This is a genomic window from Duganella sp. 1411, from assembly GCF_017833525.1.
Classification (GTDB): Bacteria; Pseudomonadota; Gammaproteobacteria; order Burkholderiales; family Burkholderiaceae_D; genus Rugamonas.
Genome location: NZ_JAFICD010000001.1, coordinates 602,437 through 620,973, shown reverse-complemented (window position 1 = coordinate 620,973; position 18,537 = coordinate 602,437). Strand labels below are relative to the sequence as shown.

The window sequence follows — 18,537 nt, the reverse complement described above, 5'->3', positions numbered from 1 at the left end:
AAGAGCGAAAGTATAGCAGCGTTGCCCGGGGCCTTTCCTGAAGAAGAATTCAGGATGCAGTGCAGCAAATTTTCGTACCATGGCGGCGCCGTCCGATGCTGACGGCGCGTCCAGGGAGAAAATCATGACACCAACATCGCTGCGTAAAGCACTCTTGCCGGGCCTGCTGGGCCTGGCCGCATTCGGCCTGACGGGCTGGGGCCTGCTGGGCCTGCACGCCAAGGAGGCTCCGCCGGAGCCCTCCGCCGCCATCGTCCACCAGGGCGACGTGCTGCTGATCCCGGAGCGGTCGCCGTTGCGGCGCTCGCTGGCGGTCGCTCCCGTGGCGCAGCAAAGCGTGGCGCAGCCGTTCACGCTGCCGGCCGTGGTGGAGGCCGATCCGGCGCGCCTGGTCAAGATCGCGCCGCCGCTGGCCGGACGCATCGTCCGCCTCAACAAACAGCTTGGGGACCCGGTCAAGGCCGGGGAGGTGCTGTTCGTCCTCGACGCGCCCGATTTCGCGCTGGCCAGCGCCGATGCCGCCAAGGCGCGGGCGGCGTTGACCCTGGCCGCGCACAACCTGGAACGCCAGCGCGAGCTTGACAAGTCCGAGCTGGCCGTCCGCCGCGACCTGGAACAGGCGCAGAGCGAGTACGCGCAAGCGGCCAGCGAGTCGGCCCGCGCCGATGCGCGCCTGAGCCAGACCGGCGCCCGCGCCGGCGCGGCGGCCGGCGGCAAGCTGGCGGATGGTAAGCTGGCAGTGAGATCGCCGATCTCCGGCCGCGTGGTGGAACTGGCCGCCGCCGAGGGGGCCTACTGGAACGACGCCACCGCACCGCTGATGACGGTGGCCGACCTGTCGCGGGTGTTCGTCAGCGCCAACGCGCAGGAAAAGGATCTGGCGCGGGTGTACGTGGGCCAGCAGGCCAGCGTCAAGGTGGACGCCTACGCCGAGCCGGTGAGCGGCCAGGTGCGCTACGTCGGCGAGATGCTGGACCCGGACACGCGCACGGTCAAGGTGCGTCTGCCGTTCGATAACCGCGACGGCCGCCTCAAGCCCGGCATGTTCGCCGAGGCCACGCTGCTGTCGCGCGCGCACCAGGGCATGCTGGTGCCGATGGCCGCGGTCGTGCAGAGCGGCTTTTCCAGCCGCGCCTTCGTCGAGGTCAAGCCGTGGAATTTCGTGCCGCGCGAGTTGAAGCTGGGCGCGCAGATCGGCCAGCAGGTCGAGGTGCTGGGCGGCCTGCAGGCGGGCGAACGCATCGTCGTCAAGGATGGAGTGCTGCTGAATGATTGAGCGTCTCGTCACCCTGTGCTTCAACCGGCGCGGCATCGTCGCGCTGATCTTCCTGCTGGTGACGCTGTACGGCGGCTATTGCTGGACCCAGCTGCCGCTGGAAGCCTATCCGGACATCGCCGACACCACCTCGCAGGTGGTCACCCAGGTCAACGGCCTGGCCGCCGAGGAGGTCGAGCAGCAGATCACCATCCCGCTCGAGCGCGAGATCATGGGCACGCCCGGCATGCACGTGATGCGCTCGAAGTCGACCTTCGGCCTGTCGCTGATCACGGTGGTGTTCCAGGACGGCGCCGAGGATTACTGGTCGCGCCAGCGCCTGCAGGAGCGTATCGCCGGCGTCAACCTGCCGTACGGCGCGCAGCCGTCGCTCGACGCGCTGACGTCGCCGATCGGCGAAATCTACCGCTACACGCTGGAATCAAAAACGCGCAGCCTGCGCGAGCTGTCGGAGCTGCAGCGCTGGAAGGTCGTGCCGCGCCTGAAGCAGGCGGCCGGCGTGGTCGACGTCACCAACTTCGGCGGCTTGAGCACGCAGTTCCTGCTGGAGTTCGACCCGGCCAGGCTGTCCAAGTACAACCTGTCGCTGTCGCAGATCACGCAGGCCATCTCCGCCAACAACGCCAACGCGGGCGGCAGCGTGCTGACGCGCGGCGAACAAGGCCTGGTGGTGCGCGGCGTGGGCCTGATCCACAGCCTGGACGACCTGGGTAACATCGTCGTCGCGCAAAAGAACGGCGTGCCGGTGCTAGTCAAGGACCTGGGCAATGTCACGCTGGGCAACCAGGAGCGGCACGGGGTGCTGGGCAAGGATCATGTGTCGGATACGGTGTCCGGCATCGTGCTGCTGCTGAAGAACGAGAACCCGTCGCGCGTGATCGCCGGTGTGCACGAGGCGGTGCAGGACCTGAACGAGCATCTGCTGCCCAAGGACGTCAAGCTGGTGCCGTACATGGACCGCAGCACGCTGGTCGACGCCACCGTCCACACGGTCGGCAAGACGCTGGTCGAGGGCGTGGTGCTGGTGACGCTGGTGCTGGTGCTGTTCCTGGGCAGCGTGCGCGCGGCGCTGATCGCGGCGGCGGCGATTCCGGTGTCGCTGATGATCGCCTTTATCCTGATGCACCACTTTAAGATCCCGGCCAACCTGCTGTCGCTGGGGGCGATCGACTTCGGCATCATCGTCGACGGCGCCATCTTCGTGCTGGAGGCCATACTGCGCCGCCGCGAGGAGCAGGCCGACGGTTTGATGAGCGCCGAGGACGCGATGAAGGCCACGCTGCAGGTCATGCGGCCGACCTGCTTCGGCATGCTGGTCATCATGATCGCCTATCTGCCGCTGTTCGCCTTCCAGCGCATCGAATACAAGTTGTTCTCGCCGATGGCGTTCGCGGTCGGTTTCGCGCTGCTGGGCGCCTTGCTGATGACGATGACGCTGATCCCGGGCATGGCCTACCAGGCCTTCCGCAAGCCGCGCAAGATCTTCCACAATCCGGCGCTGGAATGGCTGATGCCGCGCTACGAGGGGCTGCTGCGGCGCCTGGTGGGCAAATCGCGCCTGGTGCTGGCGGTGGCCGCCGCCACGCTGGTGGCGGTGGTCGTGGTGGGCGGCGCCGTCGGCCGCGATTTCCTGCCGACGCTGGACGAGGGCTCGATCTGGCTGCAGGTGACGCTGCCGCCGGGGATCTCGCTGTCCAAGGCCACGCAGATGGCGGACGCGCTGCGCGAGGCCACGCTCAAGGAGCCCCAGGTGGCGCACGTGGTCACGCAACTGGGCCGCAACGACGAGGGCACCGATCCGTTCACGCCATCGCACATCGAATGCGCGGTGACCTTGCACCCGTATAGCGAGTGGCCGTCCGGCATGAGCAAGCAGGATTTGATCGACAAGCTGTCGGCCCGCTTCCGGGAACTGCCGCGCACCGAGGTCGGCTTTTCGCAGCCGATGATCGACGGCGTGCTCGATAAACTGGCCGGCGCCCACAGCGATCTGGTGGTCAAGGTCTACGGCGAGGACTTCCACGAGACGCGCAAGCTGGCCAGCGCCGTCGAGCGGCTGCTGCGCGGCGTGCCGGGCGCCGAGGACGTCATCATCGACCAGGAACCGCCGCTGCCGCAGGTGCGCATCGACGTCGACCGCGCGGCCGCCGCGCGATTGGGCATCAACGTGGCCGACGTCATGGCGCTGATCCAGACCGGCATCGGCGGCAGCCCGGTGACGCAGGTGTACGTGGACGACCGCAACTACGACGTCGCGGCCCGGTTCAGCGGCAATACCCGCAACGATCCGCAGGCCATCGGCGACCTGGTACTGAACGCCGCCAACGGCGCGCACGTGGCGCTGGCGCAGGTGGCGCGCATCGGCCTGGCCGAGGGCGAGACCACCATCACGCGCGAGATGAACCGCCGCCACCTGACCGTGCGCACCAACCTGCGCGGGCGCGACCTGTCGTCGTTCCTGGCCGAGGCCCAGGGACGCATCGAGCGCGAGATACCTTACGATCACGCGCGCTACCAGATCACCTGGGGCGGCCAGTTCGAGAACCAGCAGCGCGCCCAGGCGCGTCTGGCCGTCATCGTGCCGGCGGTGCTGGCGTTGATGTTCGTGCTGCTGTTCGCGGAGTTCGGCAACCTGCGTCAGCCCGGCCTGATCCTGCTGGCCGTGCCGTTGTCGCTGTTGGGCGGCTTGGTGGCGCTGCAACTGCGCGGCATGACCTTGAACGTATCGTCGGCGGTCGGCTTCATCGCCTTGTTCGGCGTGTCGGTGCTCAACGCGGTGGTCATGCTGGCCAATTTGAACCGCTGGCGCGTGCTGATGCCGGACGATCTGCGCGCCGCCGTGATCAATGGCGCCCGCGAGCGCGTACGTCCGGTACTCACCACGGCGACGGTGGCGGCGCTCGGCCTGGTGCCGGCGGCGCTGGCGCATGGACTGGGCAGCGACGTTCAGCGGCCGCTGGCGACGGTGGTGGTGGGCGGGCTGGTGACGGCCACGGTACTGACGCTGGTGCTGCTGCCGGCGCTGTACTACCTGATAGAAGAACACGTCGGGCGGCGCGGACGCCCGGACGGCAAGGTGACGCTGGGCGCGGTCACGGGAGAGGGCGCATGAAAAAATTACAACCGCAAGTGACTGCGCTATTGTCGGCGGTGCTGATGGCAGGCTGCGCGGCCGGTCCCGATTATGTGGGTCCGGCCGCGCCGGCGGCGGTGCGCTACACGGCCGAAGCGCTGGCTACGGAAACCGCGTCCGCTTCGGTCGGCGGCGGCGCTGTTCAACGCTTCGTCGAGGGACAGGAGGTGCCGGCCCGGTGGTGGACGGCGTTCGGCTCGGAGCCTTTGAACCAATTGGTGGACGCCGCGCTGGCGGCCAATCCCGACCTGCAAGCGGCGCAGGCGGCGTTGCGCGTGGCGCAGGAAAACGCGGCCGCCCAGCGCGGGGCATACTTCCCGGAAGTCGATCTGCATCTGGTGCCGACACGCCAGCAGGTGGCGCGCACGCTATCGAGTCCGACGGCTTCCGGCACAAATCTGTACACGCTGCATACGGCGCAACTGAGCGTGGGCTATGTGCCGGACGTATTCGGCGGCGCGCGGCGGCAGGTTGAAGCGGCCGGCGCGCAGGCCGACGTGGCGCGCTTTCAGCGCGAGGCGACACGACTGACGCTGACGTCGAACCTGGTGGCGGCGGTCATCGGCGAGGCGTCGCTGCGCGCGCAGCTCGACGCCATGCGCGAACTGGTGGACGCGGCCCGCAAGCAGCTCGACGCGGTCGGCAAGCAGCAACGCGCCGGCCAGTTGGGCGCGGCCGACGTCGCGGCACAGGAGGCGGCGCTGGCCCAGCTGGAGGCGGGCTTGCCGCCGCTGGAAAAACAGGTGGCGCAGCAGCGCGATCTGCTGGCCGTGCTGGCGGGGCGTTTGCCCAGTGACGGCGTGGGCGAGCGCGTGGACTTTGACAGCCTGGCGTTGGCGGAGGCTTTACCGCTTAGCGTGCCAGCGCGTCTGGTGGAGCGGCGGCCGGATATCCGCGCGGCCGAGGCCCAGTTGCACGCGGCCAGCGCGCAGATCGGGGTTGCGCAAGCGGCGCGATTGCCGAATATCTCGCTGACGGCGGCGCTGGGCAGCTCGGCGCTGACGGCGGGGACGCTGTTCAAGGCGGGCACCGGGTTTTGGAGCGTGGGCGCGGATTTGGTGCAGCCGGTGTTCAGGGGCGGGACGTTGATGCATCAGCAGCGCGCGGCGGAGGCGGCGTACGAGCAGGCGGCGGCGCAGTATCGGGGCGTGGTGCTGGTGGCGTTTCAGAATGTGGCGGACGCGCTGCACGCGATCGAGGCGGATGCGCGTGGCTTGCAGGCGACGGCGTCGGCCGAGAAGGCGGCGCGGAAAAGCCTGGCGATCGCGCAGCGGCAGCGGGAGTTGGGGGCGGTGGGTTATCGGGATGTGCTGGTGGCGCGGCAGGGGTATCAGCAGAGCGTTATCGCGCTGATCCAGGCTCGCGCGGCGCGTTATACCGACACCGTCGCCTTGTTCCAGGCGTTGGGAGGGGACGTGAACTGATCGAATCGACACGTAGGGCGGATTAGGCGGAACGCCGTAATCCGCCATCGATGAGCCGCCGACGGCGCTTGGCGGATTACGCTACGCTAATCCGCCCTACGTGATTTAGGGGTGTCTCAGATAACTGAAAATAGAGCGAGCCGTCGCCAGCCAGGTTCAATTTCATACTCGGGTGTTGACATTCCAGGACGAGTGTCCTATTGTTTATCGAGTTAGGACGATTGTCCCAGCTTGGTAAATAAGGAACTTCGATGCAACCTGATCTCTTCGCCCCGACCACACTTGGCACTAAAACTGACCTTCTTACCCATGGCTAAATCAAATCAGGGTACGCGGGAGCGAATCGTTGAGACGGCGGACCAGTTGTTCTATGAACGTGGGTACGACCATACGTCATTCGCCGATATTGCTGAGGTCGTCGGACTATCTCGCGGAAATTTCTACCACCACTTCAAGACCAAGGACGAAATCCTTGAAGCGGTGATTGGACTGCGTGCAAAAAAGACGCAGGCGATGCTGGATACCTGGGCTGCGCAAGCGCATACGCCGACCGAACGTATCGACCGATTCATCGAGATGATGGCCATGAATGGCCCACAAATCCGGCGTCACGGGTGTCCGGTTGGCACCTTGTGTACGGAACTCGCCAAGCTCGATCATCCGGCGTTACCTCACGCGAGTGCCCTCTTCACATTGTTCCGGCGCTGGCTTGCCACGCAATTCGAGCAAATCGGGTTCAACCGCGATGCCGACAGCATGGCCATGCACCTGCTGGCCAGGAGCCAGGGCATCGCCACCCTGGCCAATGCGTTCAATGACGAGGCATTCATCCGGCAGGAAGTTCTGCAGTTGCATCTGTGGCTACGCACTGTTTACCAACCATCTTCGTCTGCACCGTGACAGACGGAATATCCAACATCAAGGAGATCACCGTGTTTATCGTACTGCTCAAGATATCGGGTAGCAAAGAGCGCGCTGCCGAGTGTATGGCAGCGCACAAGGCGTGGCTTCAACAAGGCTTTGACGAAGGCGTCTTTCTCGCCTCCGGCAACCTGGCCGGTCAGCCAGGAGGGGGAATTGTCGTATATGGTCTTAGCGAAGCAGAGGTACATCAGCGTCTAAGCCAAGACCCGTTCGTTATTCATGGCATTGTGACCGTGCAAGTTATTGGGATCACGCCGTCCAAGGTCGATCCTCGTTTGGCGTTCCTGCTGGACAGCACGGGATAAGTCAAATTTTTTTGGGTGCAGACGGGCTTTCGCGCTGGCCGTGCCGTGTTCTTCAACAGGCCAGGCGAAACCCGGGACCGCAGCTTTGAGCAGCAGCGCTACCGGGCCAGCCGTCTCAACCTAGTGACAGCCGCTGTTTAGAATAAGGTGGAATATTTCACAGCGTCCGCGCCTTGATCTCCCGCACATCGATGCCACCATGCCCGGTCGTGTACACCGCCGTCACCGCCAGATCCACCGTGCTGAATATCTCCAGCACGCCGGTGGTCAGGGCCACGTCGCCATCCACCGTCGAACCCAGCAGCAGCTCCTGCAGCCGGCAACAATCTTCCATCGTCGCGCTGTGCGGCGGCAGCACGATGACCTCGGCTGCGGCCACCGTCGCCACCTTCGGCTCGCGTCCGCGCACGGCCCCGGCCAGCACCAGCGGGATCACCCGCTTGAGCACCGGCGCCGCCCGGTCGCCAAGATTGTGGATGTTGATCTCGGTCGCATATTGCCCCGGCCGCACGGGTGCGCAGCCGCAACAATGTTCGCCCTGGCTGCCGCACACAAACGCCACGCTGTACACATACAGCCGGAATTCCGCCGGCCCAACCGACACCGGCGGCCGTCCCGGCTGGCCGATGACCATGCCGGGCGGCTCGGCCGAGCCGATGTCCCAGCACAAGTCGACCTGGTAGCTGCCGTTGCCCAGGTCCTTCACCGCGCCGGTCAGCGCCGATCCCGGACGCGGGGCCACGTTCATGTCGCCGGCGCGGCCCGGGCCGAAGCGGTTGCCGTACTTGTCGCGCGGCGTGAAGGTCAGTCGCAGGCACTGCTCGCCGTTCGGCCCCGGCTCGATCGGCGTGACCGTGACGTCGGTGCGCCCGCCGTCGATGCCGATATCGACGTGCATGGTCCAAACCAGCTCGCGCGAGCCGTCGCAGTCGCCGTAGCGCGCCACCGCGTGGAAGGTGTAGTTGCCCTCCATGCGCAGGAAGTCCGGCAGCGCGATGCCGAGCGAGCCGGCCGCCTCGAAGGCGCCGCGCGTGTTGGCGGCGTCCTCCTTGAGCGTGAAATGTTCCTCGACGTAATGGATCGCCGGCTTGCCGTTGGTCTTTTCGATCGCCTTCAACGTCGCCTGGCGCGGCGGCAGTTCGTCGCCGTCGATGATTTCGCCCGGTCCCAGGCCGGAGTCGCTGAGGATGTTGCCGATGCCGGCGTCCGGCCGCAGCACCGTCAGCTCGATCGCCAGCTCGTGCGGCCAGCTGCCGTCGGCCTGGCGCAGCCGCAGCAGCGGCGAGATGGTGTCGCCGGTGTAGCCGCGTGCATGTTCCTCCGGCTCGCGCAGCAGCCGTGGCCCGCCGGCGGGAATCACGCTGACGAAGTAGCGCAGCGCCGGCGTCGGCGGCGGGAATTCGCCGCCGCCCCTCGGCCGCAGCACCTCCACCTGCCAGGCGCCATCGCGCTCGCCGCCCTGCGGCAGCGGCACGCGCAGGTAGGTCCAGTTGCGGCCCAGCTGACTTTCGACGCCGCTGGTGGCGGCATCGACGATGGTGCCGCCCGGCGTGCGCAGGCGCACGATCAGGTTGGTGTCGGTGCGGTCCCAGCCCACCACGGCCGTCAGCCGCTCCTCGCCGCAGACGCGGAACGTCAGCGGTTGCGCCGATTGGCCGGCCGGCAGGTCGGACTCCGGATCGAGCAGCACGCCCGCCTCGAAGATATTGCCGAACGCCTGGGAGAAGAACTTCAGCAGCGCCAGCCCGCTGCTGGCGCGCGTGTACAAGCCGCCATGGGCGGCGGCCAGCGCGCTGAGCAGCGTGCCGTCGAGATTGGAGTCCGAGCCCAGGCCGATGGCGTGGATGTCGATGCCGGCCAGCGCCGGTTCGACCTCCTCGATGGAGCGCGGCCGGTTTTGCAGGCCGTCGGTCAGCAGCAGGATCGCGCGCGGGTTGGCGCCCGGCATCGGGAACTGCGCGCGCGCCGCGTCCAGGCCCTCGCCGATGCTGGTGGCGCCGCCCGGCGTCAGCGTGCCCACCAGTCCGCCCGCGTAAGGCGGCGGCCCGATCAGCGCATTCTTGTTGGCATCGGTGACCGGCGCGATGGCGAAGGTTGGCGGGCCGGCCGTGGTGCTGAACGAGACCATGCCGGCGCGGTTGCCGGTGTCGGCGCGCACCAGCTGCACGAACAGCGAGACGGCGTCCTTGGCGGCGTCGATCTTGCGCCGGCCGGTGCCGTCGCCCTCGCTCATGCTGCCGGAACGGTCGATCACCAGCATGACGTCGCGCGTGATGGGTGGCGGCGGCGCCGGGGCGATCTGCGTCAGGATGGTGGCGGTGGGGAAGTACAGCAACTGCGAGCCGGAACACGGCGCGCCGTTCGACAGCACGCCGACGATACGGCCGGCGGCGTCGAACAGCCCCGAGCCGGAGCTGCCGCCCGACACGTGGAAGGCGGTGCCGACGCGGATGCCAAAGGCGTCGCGCGCGGTGACGGTGGCGAACGACGCGTGCGGCAGCGAGATCTTCTTGACCGCGCCGTTGGGATGGTGGATGCCGAACACCTGTTCGCCGACGCCGGGCAGGTCGGCGCGCAGTTGCAGCGGCGCGATGCCGGCCGGCGCGGTGCGCAGTTGCAGCAAGCTGTAGTCGTAGCCGGAATCGTAGCGGTACTTCAGCGCCACGCGCACCTTGTGGAAGCGCGGACTGTAGCCGGGCAGGCGGTTGCCGGCGCAGTCGGTTTCGTAGTTGAAGATCACGGAACTGGTCAGCGCCTCGTCGGGCGAGTGGCAGTGGCCGGCCGAGATCACCTTGTCGGCGTCGACCAGCGTGACCGTGCAGGTGGACACGTATTCGACCGGCGAATAGACGTCGGGCTGATGGATCGAGACGATCATGCCGACGCTTTTGGCGACCTGGGCGCGCAAATCGCCGTCTGGGATGCAGTGGACGTTCTCCCAGTTCGGTGGCGGCGCGCAGAACCAGAACGGATCGTAGGTCGGCTCGGTGTAGACCGGATCGGGCAGGAAGGGATCGCTGTTGGAGAACGATGGATGGCCGGGCCCGCCGGCGTGGCGCTCGCCGCGGCCGTAGCGGTCGATCTGGGCGCCGCCGGCCGGCGCGCCGTCGGTGATGTAGCGCACCGGAATGGTACCGCCGGCGAAGGCGAACACGTTGACTGGGCGGGTCCAGAAGGTACCGCCGTCGGCGGCGGTGAAGACGTCGGTGTCGTAGCCGAGGTCGACCTCGAGCCGGTTGGCGCCGGGCAGGTTGACGTTTTGAAAGTGCAGCATGACCAGCTTGGTGCCGCCGGGCGCCGGCGCGTGCGCGAAGTCGAGCGCCCAGACGCCGGGCGAGGAGGGCGGCGCGCCGCTGTCCGGGCCGATCGTGACGGGGGCGCCAAGTACTTGAACGATGCCTGTGATATGGGACATTTTGCTTCCCTCCTGGTTAGACCGGCTGGCCGTCGACGACCACCACGTCGATGGCCTGGTCGGTGGTGTAGATGGCGGTCACGCTGACGTCGCGCGGCGCGATGATTTCGAGGATGCCGATGGTCAGCGCGGGCTCGCCATCCACCGGCGCGCCGAACAGCAGCTCGGTGATGCGGCAGCAATCGTCCATCGTCGCGGTGTGCGGCGGCAGCTGGATGGCGTCCTCGGCGCGCGCGGTGCCGATTTTCGGCTCGCGTCCCAGCGCCGCGCCCGCCAGTACCAGCGGAATGACGCGCTTGCGCACGCCGAGCGGCTCGTTGGAGTAATTGTGGATGCTGATCTGGGTCGCGTAGCGGCCGGGCCGCACGGGAGGGCAATCGCAGCTTTCATGCTGGGTGCCGCAGACGAATTTGACGGAGTAGCGCAGCGTCTTCGATGCGTTGGCGTTCATGTTGGTTTTCCCACACAAATGATGGCGGCCGCTGACCAGGAAGCCGGACGCGAATATTCATCATAGGTGGGCCCACGCATGGCGGCCTGCGTCACATCAAGGACGCGACGGGTAGCGGAATCACATGGGACGGATGGTGCGGCGTGTTATTCGAACTGTATCCTGGTGATGTAATAGGCGCTATACGGACTTGCCTGCCCCTGCCAAACGATACCGTCTATCGTCTTGCCCTCGACGCCGAGTTCCTTGAGCGTGACCTCGACCTGGGTCCAGGTCTTGGCCTTCGGCTGGATCACGACGCCCGACTCGACCGCCTTGCCGTCCACCGAGGCCTTGATCGACAAATCCTGGCCGCCCTTGCCGCCGCCATTGATGCTGAACGTCAGCTTGCTGTAGCCCTCGGTCGGGAAGGCGTCGTGGTGCAGCGCCAGCGCGCTCCACGGATCGCCCTCGACCTTGATCGGCTTGGCGCCGCCGATGGGCAGCGCCAATTGAACCTTGGCCCAGCTCCAGCTCTGCCAGCCGTTTTGCAGGCCGTCGTCGTACGCGATGAACGGCTTGCCCAGTGCTTGCGCGAACAGCGGCCTGGCCGGCAACGACGCGGCCAGCGCCGCCATGGTGGTGAGGAAAGCGCGACGGGGGTGCATGGATAGTCTCCTTTATAGGTAGCATTTTTGTCCTCAAAATGTACCGTTGGGAAATCAATATTTCAAGCCATGCGGGCAGTTTCAGCGCGTGTTTAGTCTGCGCCACGCAACGAAGTGAGGAAATCCCTACGCCGCCGTAGGGCTATGCCGGGGGCACGCTGGCGGCCAGGAAGATGGCCTTGATGTCGTCCAGCTGCTCGTCGATGGAGTAGGGCAGCGCCTTGGCCAGCAGGTCCAGCACGATCAGCGCGTTGATCGCGCCGTCGTCGTCGACCGCGTGGCGCAACCGCCGGGCCATCGCGCCGTTGACGATCTGCAGCGACATGTAGCGGGCCTTCAGGCCGTCGAGCTCCCAGTCCGGCGTGCCGCCCTGGCGCGCCAGGAAATATTGGCTGAGCAAATAAGTGGAGGCCGCCCGGTAGATGGTTTCCTCCTCGGAGGCGAACGGCAGGTGGAAATGGGCCATGGGCCGCAGGAAGGCCGCGTGCGGGCAGGCGCTGCCGGCCGCCAGCAGCCCCATCAAGGCGCCCACGCCGCGCTGCACCGTGGTCACCTTGCCAACCTTGCGTTCGGCCGTCTGCACCCGCACCTCGACCTGCTCATAGGAACGCAGCTTGCCGATCATGGCGATCAGGGGGATGAAGCGCACCGCCATCGGGCAGCGAGGCGTGGTCGCGGGCGATAACGGGCAGTTGGGGCACTGTTCGAACGCGAGCGCCGTCCAGTCGGGCAGATCGGCGGTCTGCGCCTCGCCCTCGGGCGGGACGGCGCAGCTGGCGCTGACCCCGTCGGGGAAGCGAAAGTGATACAGCACATTCTGCATGGCCACTCCTGGGCGCGACATCGTACTGGCATTCTGCCACGACATCGCGCCCCGGAGGTGGTTTAACGCACGCTCAATGGCCCATGAACGGGATCACGCCACAGACCAGCGCGGCGGCCAGCATGACCAACGACGCCGAGATCGCCCACATCAGCGTGTAGCGCTGGTGGTCGCCGAACTCGATCTTGGCCATCCCGACCAGCAGGTAGGTCGACGCCACCAGCGGGCTGAGCAGGTGGACCGGCTGGCCGATGATCGAGGCGCGGCCGATCTCGGCGCCGGTGATGCCGTACACCGCCGCCGCCTTGGCCAGGATGGGCACGACGCCGAAGTAGAACGCGTCGTTGGAGATGAAGAAGGTGAACGGGATGCTGAGGAAACCGGTGACGATCGCCAGATGCGGCCCCATCCATGTTGGAATGGCGGTGATGACGCTGGCGGCGATGGCATCGACCATCTTGGTGCCCTGCAGGATGCCGACGAAGATGCCGGCGGCGAAAATCAGCGACACCACCGGCAGCACATTGGCGGCGTGGGCGGTCAGGCGCTCCTTTTGATCCTCCAGCTTGGGGTAGTTGATCATGATGGCGATGGCGAAGGCGATCATGAACAGCACCGGCAGCGGCAGCGCGCCTTTGATCAGCATGCCCATCAGCGCGAGCGTCAGCAGCAGGTTAATCCAGATCAGTTTGGGACGGGCGGTGGCCGGGTCGGTCAGCTGGAGGTCGTCGCCGGCGCCGGTGTCCGGGGCGCCGTGCAGGTGGACCACCTTGGCGCCGGCGCCGCCGTGCTCGACGTGGTGGTGGCGCGGACGGCCGGCGCTGCCGACCTGGCCGGCGCCGCCCATGGCGCCGTGCATGCCCATGGCGGCGTTGACCTGCTGCAGCTGGGCGACGCCGGTGTAGGCCGGTTGCATGGCGACGGCGTCGATGTCGGCCGCGGCCTTGGCGGCCTGCGCCGGCTGGAATTCGATCAGGCCCAGGCGCTTGCGTTCCTTGCGGCCGAGGACGTAGGCGACGAACAGCACCCAGCACACGCCGGCGACCATGGCCGGGATCATCGGCACGAAGATCTCGCTGACGTCCACGCCCAGCGCGCTGGCGGCGCGGGCGGTCGGGCCGCCCCACGGCAGGATATTAAAGACGCCGCCGGCCAGCATGATCACGCACGCCATGACCAGGCGGCTGATGCCGAGGCGCTGGTACAGCGGCAGCATGGCCGAGACGGTGATCATATAGGTGGTGGCGCCGTCGCCGTCGAGCGAGACGATCATCGTCAGCGCGGCGGTGCCGACCACGATCTTCATCGGGTCGCCCTTGACCAGCTTGAGGATCAGCCGCACCACCGGATCGAACAGGCCGGCGTCGATCATGACGCCGAAATACAGGATGGCGAACATCAGCATGACGCCGGTGGGCGCCAGTTGCTTGATGCCGGCGAGCATCATCGGACCGAGTTCGCCGCCGAATCCGCCGATCAGCCCGAAGATGACGGGCACCAGGATCAAGGCGACCAGCGCCGGCAGGCGCTTGGTCATGATCAAAAACATAAATACCACGACCATCGAGTAAGCGAGCACGGTCAACATTTCATTCTCCTCAGTATCACACCGCCGGCAATCACGCCGTCGTTATAGTTTTTTTGCATAAGCTGCATAAGTTATGCGAATACTATAAATGGCCGAAGCTTTCAATTCACTTTCAGTGGCCTATCGTGCCGCCGGCCGCGCGCTAAAAGCGCTCCCGGGCGCAGCATGGCCGGGTTTGATCTTTCTCAACGTCGCGGGGTGGGGAGGGAACAGAATTTGACCTAGCGATGGGTTGTCGACCACACAGAGGGTGATAAATATGAGCAAATATCCCGCCGAGCGAGCGCAGCAGCTCGCCAAGATCGTCCATCGCGAAGGCGCGCGCGGTGCAGGGGTGGCACTGGTCAAACAGCTGCTGACCCGGCTGGGCTACCATCCGGCCGGCGGCAAGACCGACTTGTACAGCGCCGACCTGTACGACGCCGACATGACGCGCGCGGTGCGCCTGTTCCAGGCCTACTTCCACCTGCCGGTGACCGGCAACCTCGACGTCCAGACGCTCAAGCTGCTGCGCCAGCCGCGCTGCGGCGTGCGCGACATCCCCGAGGGCGTCGACCTGAAGGCGCTGGACGAGTCGCTGGGCAACGCCGGCTCGGAGACGGACGATCCGTTCACCTTCCGCTTCAACAGCGGCCCGTGGGAAAGCTACGACCTGCGCTACCAGGTCTATAACGGTTCGCCCGACCTGACGACGGAGGTCGAGTGCATCGACGCCGCCTTCCAGGTGTGGGCCGCCGCCAGCCCGTTGCACTTCACGCGCGTCAACACCGCCGACGGGGCCGACATCCGGCTCGGCTTCGAGTCCGGCGACCACGGCGACGGCTCGCCGTTCGACGGCCCCGGCCATATCCTGGCGCACGGCTTTTATCCGAGGAACGGGCGGGTCCACTTCGACGAGGCGGAAACCTGGCGCGACTGGCGCTTCGGCGACGCCGGCGGCGAGGACCTGTTCCACGTCGCCATCCACGAGATCGGCCACGCGCTGGGGCTGGGCCATTCGCGGCTCGACAGCACCATCATGTATCCGTTCGCCCACAACGGCCGCCACGCGCTGGCCGAAGAGGATATCCGCGGCATCCTCAGCCTGTACCCGTTCCGCGCCGGCGCCAGCGCCCGCGCCACCGTCGTCAACCTGTGGGCCTTCGCCGGCGGCACCGGGTCGGCGCTGGTCGATTTCGGCCGGCGCCGCCGCTTCCTCGCGTTCGGCCAGACCACCTTCGTCGATGCGCTCGGCGATTACGACCGCGACAACGCCTGCGCGCTCGACGTGTTCCGCGTCGACGGCGAACTGGTCGGCAACGTCGGCTACGGCGGCGACCACCTGGGCACCAACGGCGCCCCCAGCAACCTGTTCCCCGGGGCCTACATCGGCGTCGGGCGCACGGTGCAGTTTCGGTTGAGCACCTTCCATTCATCCGATCTTTCAGCATATGGCTCGGGCTGCGTGCTCGCGCTCGACTAAGGAGACCTTTACCATGACACACTATGCAATCGTTGAGTCGGCAACCGGAAAGATCGTGCGGCTGCACGCCCACTACGTGTTTGGCAACGAGCAGCCGGTGGCGTGCACGGACCAGGAGCTGCGCGCGGCGCTGGCCGAGCTGGGCGACCCGGCGCGCTTCGAGATCCATGCCGCGCCGGCGGAGTTCGACCCCGCCGACCGGCAGAGGACACTGGTGTTCGACGCCGCGCTCAAACACCTGCGGCTGGCCGCGCGGGCGCCGCGCCAGTCGGTCAAGGGGGGCATCTAAATGGACGCCTTTCGAGTCAACTTGTGGAATTTCGGCACCGGCACCACGACGGCGACCGTCAATTTCGACCGCGCCCGCGCCTTCCTCGCCTGGGGCAGCGTCACGTTCACCGATTCCCGCAGCGACTACGACCGCGACAACGCCCAGGCGATCGAGGTGTATCGCATCGACGGGCTCGATACCGGCGCGGTGGGCACGGGCGGCGACCACCTCGGCCCGCCCGGCTCGGACCTGAACCTGCGTCCCGGCGGCCGGGTCGGCTTCGGCCGCAGCGTCACCTTCAGGCTGCGCACGATGCACGTGGAGGATCTGGAGAGCTACGGCGTGGGGTGCGTGATCACGCTCGATTGAGCCGGTGGCGGGCGCAGCGTGCGATGTGGGCGGCTTAAATGCCCGAAGCCGCCGGTGTATGTCCCTTCGGCATTGATTAATACTCGATGCTGAGGCATATTGCTTGTTTATGAACGTATCGCCCCAGACCTTTATCCTGTTTTCGCTCGGCGCCGACCTGATTCTTTGCGCGGTGCTGGTGTTTTTATGGTGGCGGCACAGCGATGAAAAGCACGCGATCGCGTGGGCGGCGGGCCAGCTGGCGATGACCGCCGGCACCGCCGTTTGGTACCTGGGACCGCAGGACTGGCCGCGCTACGCGCTGGCGTCGGCCACGCTCACGGTCAGCGTGGCCGGCTACTGGGCCGGCACCGAATTCTTCCTTGGCACCCTCAAGCGGCGCCACGTGCGGCTCGGCGCGCTGGTTTTTCTGTTGTTCGGCTGCATCGTCTACGCCGCCTGCGCCGGCCGCTCGAGCTGGCTCCTGGAAATCACCGCCAGCGTCTACGGCCTGACGTTCCTGTGGATCGGCTACCGGCTGGCGAGCAACCGCAACCACTACCGCCTGCTGGGCCTGATCCTGGTGGCGCGCGGCATGTTCAACCTGGCCAACGCGCTGGACCTGGTGCCACTGGTGATCGAGGCCTGGTTCATCTGGTCGTTCCTGGTCAAGGCCGGCTCGTTGTTGTGTTTGATCCACGCGGTGCAGGAGAAGGTCCAGAAGCGCTACACCCGCGCCATCGACAGCCTGAGCAAGGGATTCATCGTCTACGACGGCGACGGCATCATCCGCTCCGCCAACGAGCGCAGCGCCGCGCTGCTGGGCTGTGCCAAAGCCAAGCAATTGATCGGCACCCACATGGCCGACTGGGTCACGGGCATCAGCCGCGGGCAGGTGGCAGCGCACTTCCAGCGCTTCGCGGCGGCCGCGCACTATCCGCACGTCGAAACCATGGTGATCACCGGCGCCGACGGGCGCCAGCTGCCGGTCGAGCTGATCGCCTCGCGCCACTACGAGCGCGGCCGGCTGCATTGCATGCTGCTGGTGATGGATATCACCGAGCGCAAGGCGAATGACGACCGGCTGTACCGCGCCGCCCACTACGACAACGTCACCGGCTTGCTCAACCGGCACGGGTTGTCGCTGCGGCTGGCCGGCGCGCTGTCGGCCGCGCGCGCCAGCGGCCACGCCTGCGCCGTGCTGTTCATCGACATCGACAAGTTCAAGCGCGTCAACGACTGTTTCGGCCACGCGGCGGGCGACCAACTGCTCGGCCAGATGGCGCAATTGCTGCGCGGCGGGTTGGGCGAGGCCGACCTGCTGGCGCGCTTCGGCGGCGACGAGTTCATCGTCGTGCTGCCGGCGCTGCCGCGGAACGCCGCCGCCGACATGGCCGCCGCCCGCGGCCAGCAAATCCTGCGCGCGCTGGGGGACGGCTTCCAGCTCTCGCCGCAGCTGATCACCGTCTCGGCCAGCATCGGCGTGGCGTGCTTTCCCGCCGATGGCGACGACGGCGACACGCTGGTGCGCCACGCCGACATCGCCATGCACGACGTCAAAAAGACGGGCAGGGGAGAGCTGCGCTTCTTCGATCCGGCCATGAGCGCCTACGCGCGCGAGGCGCTGGTGATCGACGGCGCGCTGCGCGGCGCCATCCAGGCCGGCGAGCTGCACCTGGTGTACCAGCCGATCACCCACGCCGCCAGCGGCCGCATGGGCAAGGTCGAGGCCTTGCTGCGCTGGCGCAGCGGCACGCTGGGGGTGGTCGGCCCCGACCGTTTCATCCCGGTCGCCGAGGATAGCGGCCTGATCATCGAGTTGGGCGCGTGGGTGCTGGCCGAGGCGTGCAGCCAGCTGGCGCGCTGGCGCGACAGCCTGCCCGAGCTGGTGGTCAGCATCAACGTCTCGGCGCGGCAACTGCTCGATCCGGCCTTCATCGGGCTGGTCGAACGGGCGCTGTCGGCCAACGCGCTGGCGCCGCGCCGGCTCGAGCTCGAGCTCACCGAGCGCGTGCTGATCGGCGACGGCGCGCAGGTGCGCGTGGCGCTGGGGCGGCTGCGCGAGCTCGGCGTCAGCATCTCGCTGGACGATTTCGGCACCGGCTATTCGTCGCTCAGCTACCTGACCCAGTTCCAGATCAACACGCTCAAGATCGACCGCTCCTTCGTCACCGGCATGGTCGACAGTGCGCGCAGCCACGCGCTGGTGGCCACCATTGTCGCCATGGGGCACAGCCTGGGGCTCGAGCTGGTGGCCGAGGGCGTGGAAACGGCCGACCAGGCGCGCGCGCTGGAGGCGATGGGCTGCCACCACCTGCAGGGCTACCACATCTCGCGCCCGGTCGATGCGCAGGCGCTGTTGGCGTTCGCTGGCACACGCCGGGGGCAGGCCGTGATGCCGTCGTATCCGTCGTAGGGCGGATTAGCGGGCAATGCCCGCCAATGCGCCCCGGGGGCACATCGATGGCAC

14 protein-coding genes are annotated in these 18,537 nt (G+C 67.1%); 9 read left to right on the top strand and 5 right to left on the bottom strand.

The genetic code is table 11. The features are described from left to right. The first annotated feature begins 124 nt into the window (after window positions 1–124). The 5 genes from JOD97_RS02405 to JOD97_RS02385 all read left to right on the top strand — a co-directional run bounded on the left by JOD97_RS02405 (window position 125) and on the right by JOD97_RS02385 (window position 7,062). Entirely contained in the window at window positions 125–1,276 is a 1,152-nt protein-coding gene (locus tag JOD97_RS02405) for an efflux RND transporter periplasmic adaptor subunit (protein WP_209713022.1), read from the top strand. Continuing rightward, window positions 1,269–4,388 (top strand): efflux RND transporter permease subunit, encoded by a 3,120-nt coding sequence (locus JOD97_RS02400; protein WP_209713021.1) that lies wholly within the window; start codon window positions 1,269–1,271, stop codon window positions 4,386–4,388. The genes JOD97_RS02405 and JOD97_RS02400 overlap by 8 nt, the downstream gene beginning before the upstream one ends. Next, a complete protein-coding gene (locus JOD97_RS02395; protein ID WP_209713020.1) occupies window positions 4,385–5,833 on the top strand; it encodes an efflux transporter outer membrane subunit in 1,449 nt (482 codons plus the stop codon). Before JOD97_RS02400 ends, JOD97_RS02395 begins: the two co-directional genes overlap by 4 nt. A 282-nt stretch (window positions 5,834–6,115) precedes the next feature. Next, entirely contained in the window at window positions 6,116–6,733 is a 618-nt protein-coding gene (locus tag JOD97_RS02390) for a TetR/AcrR family transcriptional regulator (protein ID WP_229264154.1), read from the top strand. Between the two features lie 32 nt (window positions 6,734–6,765). Then, on the top strand, window positions 6,766–7,062 hold the full coding sequence (locus tag JOD97_RS02385) for a YciI family protein (protein WP_209713019.1): 297 nt from the start codon (window positions 6,766–6,768) through the stop codon (window positions 7,060–7,062). Between the two features lie 157 nt (window positions 7,063–7,219). Here the strand turns inward: JOD97_RS02385 and JOD97_RS02380 are convergent, their stop codons facing one another. From JOD97_RS02380 to JOD97_RS02360, 5 genes are all read right to left on the bottom strand, one after another. Next, the gene (locus tag JOD97_RS02380) at window positions 7,220–10,477 is read right to left on the bottom strand and encodes a trypsin-like peptidase domain-containing protein (protein ID WP_209713018.1); all 3,258 of its coding nucleotides are present in this window, start codon (window positions 10,475–10,477) and stop codon (window positions 7,220–7,222) included. A 16-nt stretch (window positions 10,478–10,493) separates the two neighbouring features. Further along, complete coding sequence (locus JOD97_RS02375; protein WP_209713017.1) at window positions 10,494–10,928, bottom strand: hypothetical protein; 435 nt, start codon at window positions 10,926–10,928, stop codon at window positions 10,494–10,496. A 146-nt stretch (window positions 10,929–11,074) separates the two neighbouring features. After that, window positions 11,075–11,575: a hypothetical protein gene (locus tag JOD97_RS02370; protein WP_209713016.1), complete on the bottom strand. Its 501-nt coding sequence runs from the start codon at window positions 11,573–11,575 to the stop codon at window positions 11,075–11,077. 142 nt (window positions 11,576–11,717) lie between these two features. Then, window positions 11,718–12,398, bottom strand: coding sequence for a hypothetical protein (locus JOD97_RS02365; RefSeq protein ID WP_209713015.1), 681 nt, complete (start codon window positions 12,396–12,398; stop codon window positions 11,718–11,720). Window positions 12,399–12,471: 73 nt separating this feature from the next. Then, the gene (locus JOD97_RS02360) at window positions 12,472–13,986 is read right to left on the bottom strand and encodes a CitMHS family transporter (protein WP_209713014.1); all 1,515 of its coding nucleotides are present in this window, start codon (window positions 13,984–13,986) and stop codon (window positions 12,472–12,474) included. Between the two features lie 259 nt (window positions 13,987–14,245). On the opposite strand from JOD97_RS02360, the gene JOD97_RS02355 reads away from it, so the two are divergent. The 4 genes from JOD97_RS02355 to JOD97_RS02340 all read left to right on the top strand — a co-directional run bounded on the left by JOD97_RS02355 (window position 14,246) and on the right by JOD97_RS02340 (window position 18,483). Further along, the gene (locus JOD97_RS02355) at window positions 14,246–15,448 is read left to right on the top strand and encodes a matrixin family metalloprotease (protein WP_209713013.1); all 1,203 of its coding nucleotides are present in this window, start codon (window positions 14,246–14,248) and stop codon (window positions 15,446–15,448) included. 13 nt (window positions 15,449–15,461) lie between these two features. Then, window positions 15,462–15,737: a hypothetical protein gene (locus JOD97_RS02350; protein ID WP_209713012.1), complete on the top strand. Its 276-nt coding sequence runs from the start codon at window positions 15,462–15,464 to the stop codon at window positions 15,735–15,737. After that, window positions 15,738–16,088, top strand: coding sequence for a hypothetical protein (locus JOD97_RS02345; RefSeq protein ID WP_209713011.1), 351 nt, complete (start codon window positions 15,738–15,740; stop codon window positions 16,086–16,088). Between the two features lie 109 nt (window positions 16,089–16,197). Next, complete coding sequence (locus JOD97_RS02340) at window positions 16,198–18,483, top strand: bifunctional diguanylate cyclase/phosphodiesterase (protein WP_209713010.1); 2,286 nt, start codon at window positions 16,198–16,200, stop codon at window positions 18,481–18,483. Window positions 18,484–18,537 lie beyond the last annotated feature (54 nt).

Excerpts from the sequence above, each read along its gene's own strand:
- JOD97_RS02405 (WP_209713022.1), top strand. The coding sequence starts at position 125 with ATGACACCAACATCGCTGCGTAAAGCACTCTTGCCGGGCCTGCTGGGC.
- JOD97_RS02400 (WP_209713021.1), top strand. The coding sequence starts at position 1,269 with ATGATTGAGCGTCTCGTCACCCTGTGCTTCAACCGGCGCGGCATCGTC.
- JOD97_RS02395 (WP_209713020.1), top strand. The coding sequence starts at position 4,385 with ATGAAAAAATTACAACCGCAAGTGACTGCGCTATTGTCGGCGGTGCTG.
- JOD97_RS02380 (WP_209713018.1), bottom strand. The coding sequence starts at position 10,477 with ATGTCCCATATCACAGGCATCGTTCAAGTACTTGGCGCCCCCGTCACG.
- JOD97_RS02375 (WP_209713017.1), bottom strand. The coding sequence starts at position 10,928 with ATGAACGCCAACGCATCGAAGACGCTGCGCTACTCCGTCAAATTCGTC.
- JOD97_RS02370 (WP_209713016.1), bottom strand. The coding sequence starts at position 11,575 with ATGCACCCCCGTCGCGCTTTCCTCACCACCATGGCGGCGCTGGCCGCG.
- JOD97_RS02365 (WP_209713015.1), bottom strand. The coding sequence starts at position 12,398 with ATGCAGAATGTGCTGTATCACTTTCGCTTCCCCGACGGGGTCAGCGCC.
- JOD97_RS02360 (WP_209713014.1), bottom strand. The coding sequence starts at position 13,986 with ATGTTGACCGTGCTCGCTTACTCGATGGTCGTGGTATTTATGTTTTTG.
- JOD97_RS02355 (WP_209713013.1), top strand. The coding sequence starts at position 14,246 with ATGAGCAAATATCCCGCCGAGCGAGCGCAGCAGCTCGCCAAGATCGTC.
- JOD97_RS02350 (WP_209713012.1), top strand. The coding sequence starts at position 15,462 with ATGACACACTATGCAATCGTTGAGTCGGCAACCGGAAAGATCGTGCGG.
- JOD97_RS02345 (WP_209713011.1), top strand. The coding sequence starts at position 15,738 with ATGGACGCCTTTCGAGTCAACTTGTGGAATTTCGGCACCGGCACCACG.
- JOD97_RS02340 (WP_209713010.1), top strand. The coding sequence starts at position 16,198 with ATGAACGTATCGCCCCAGACCTTTATCCTGTTTTCGCTCGGCGCCGAC.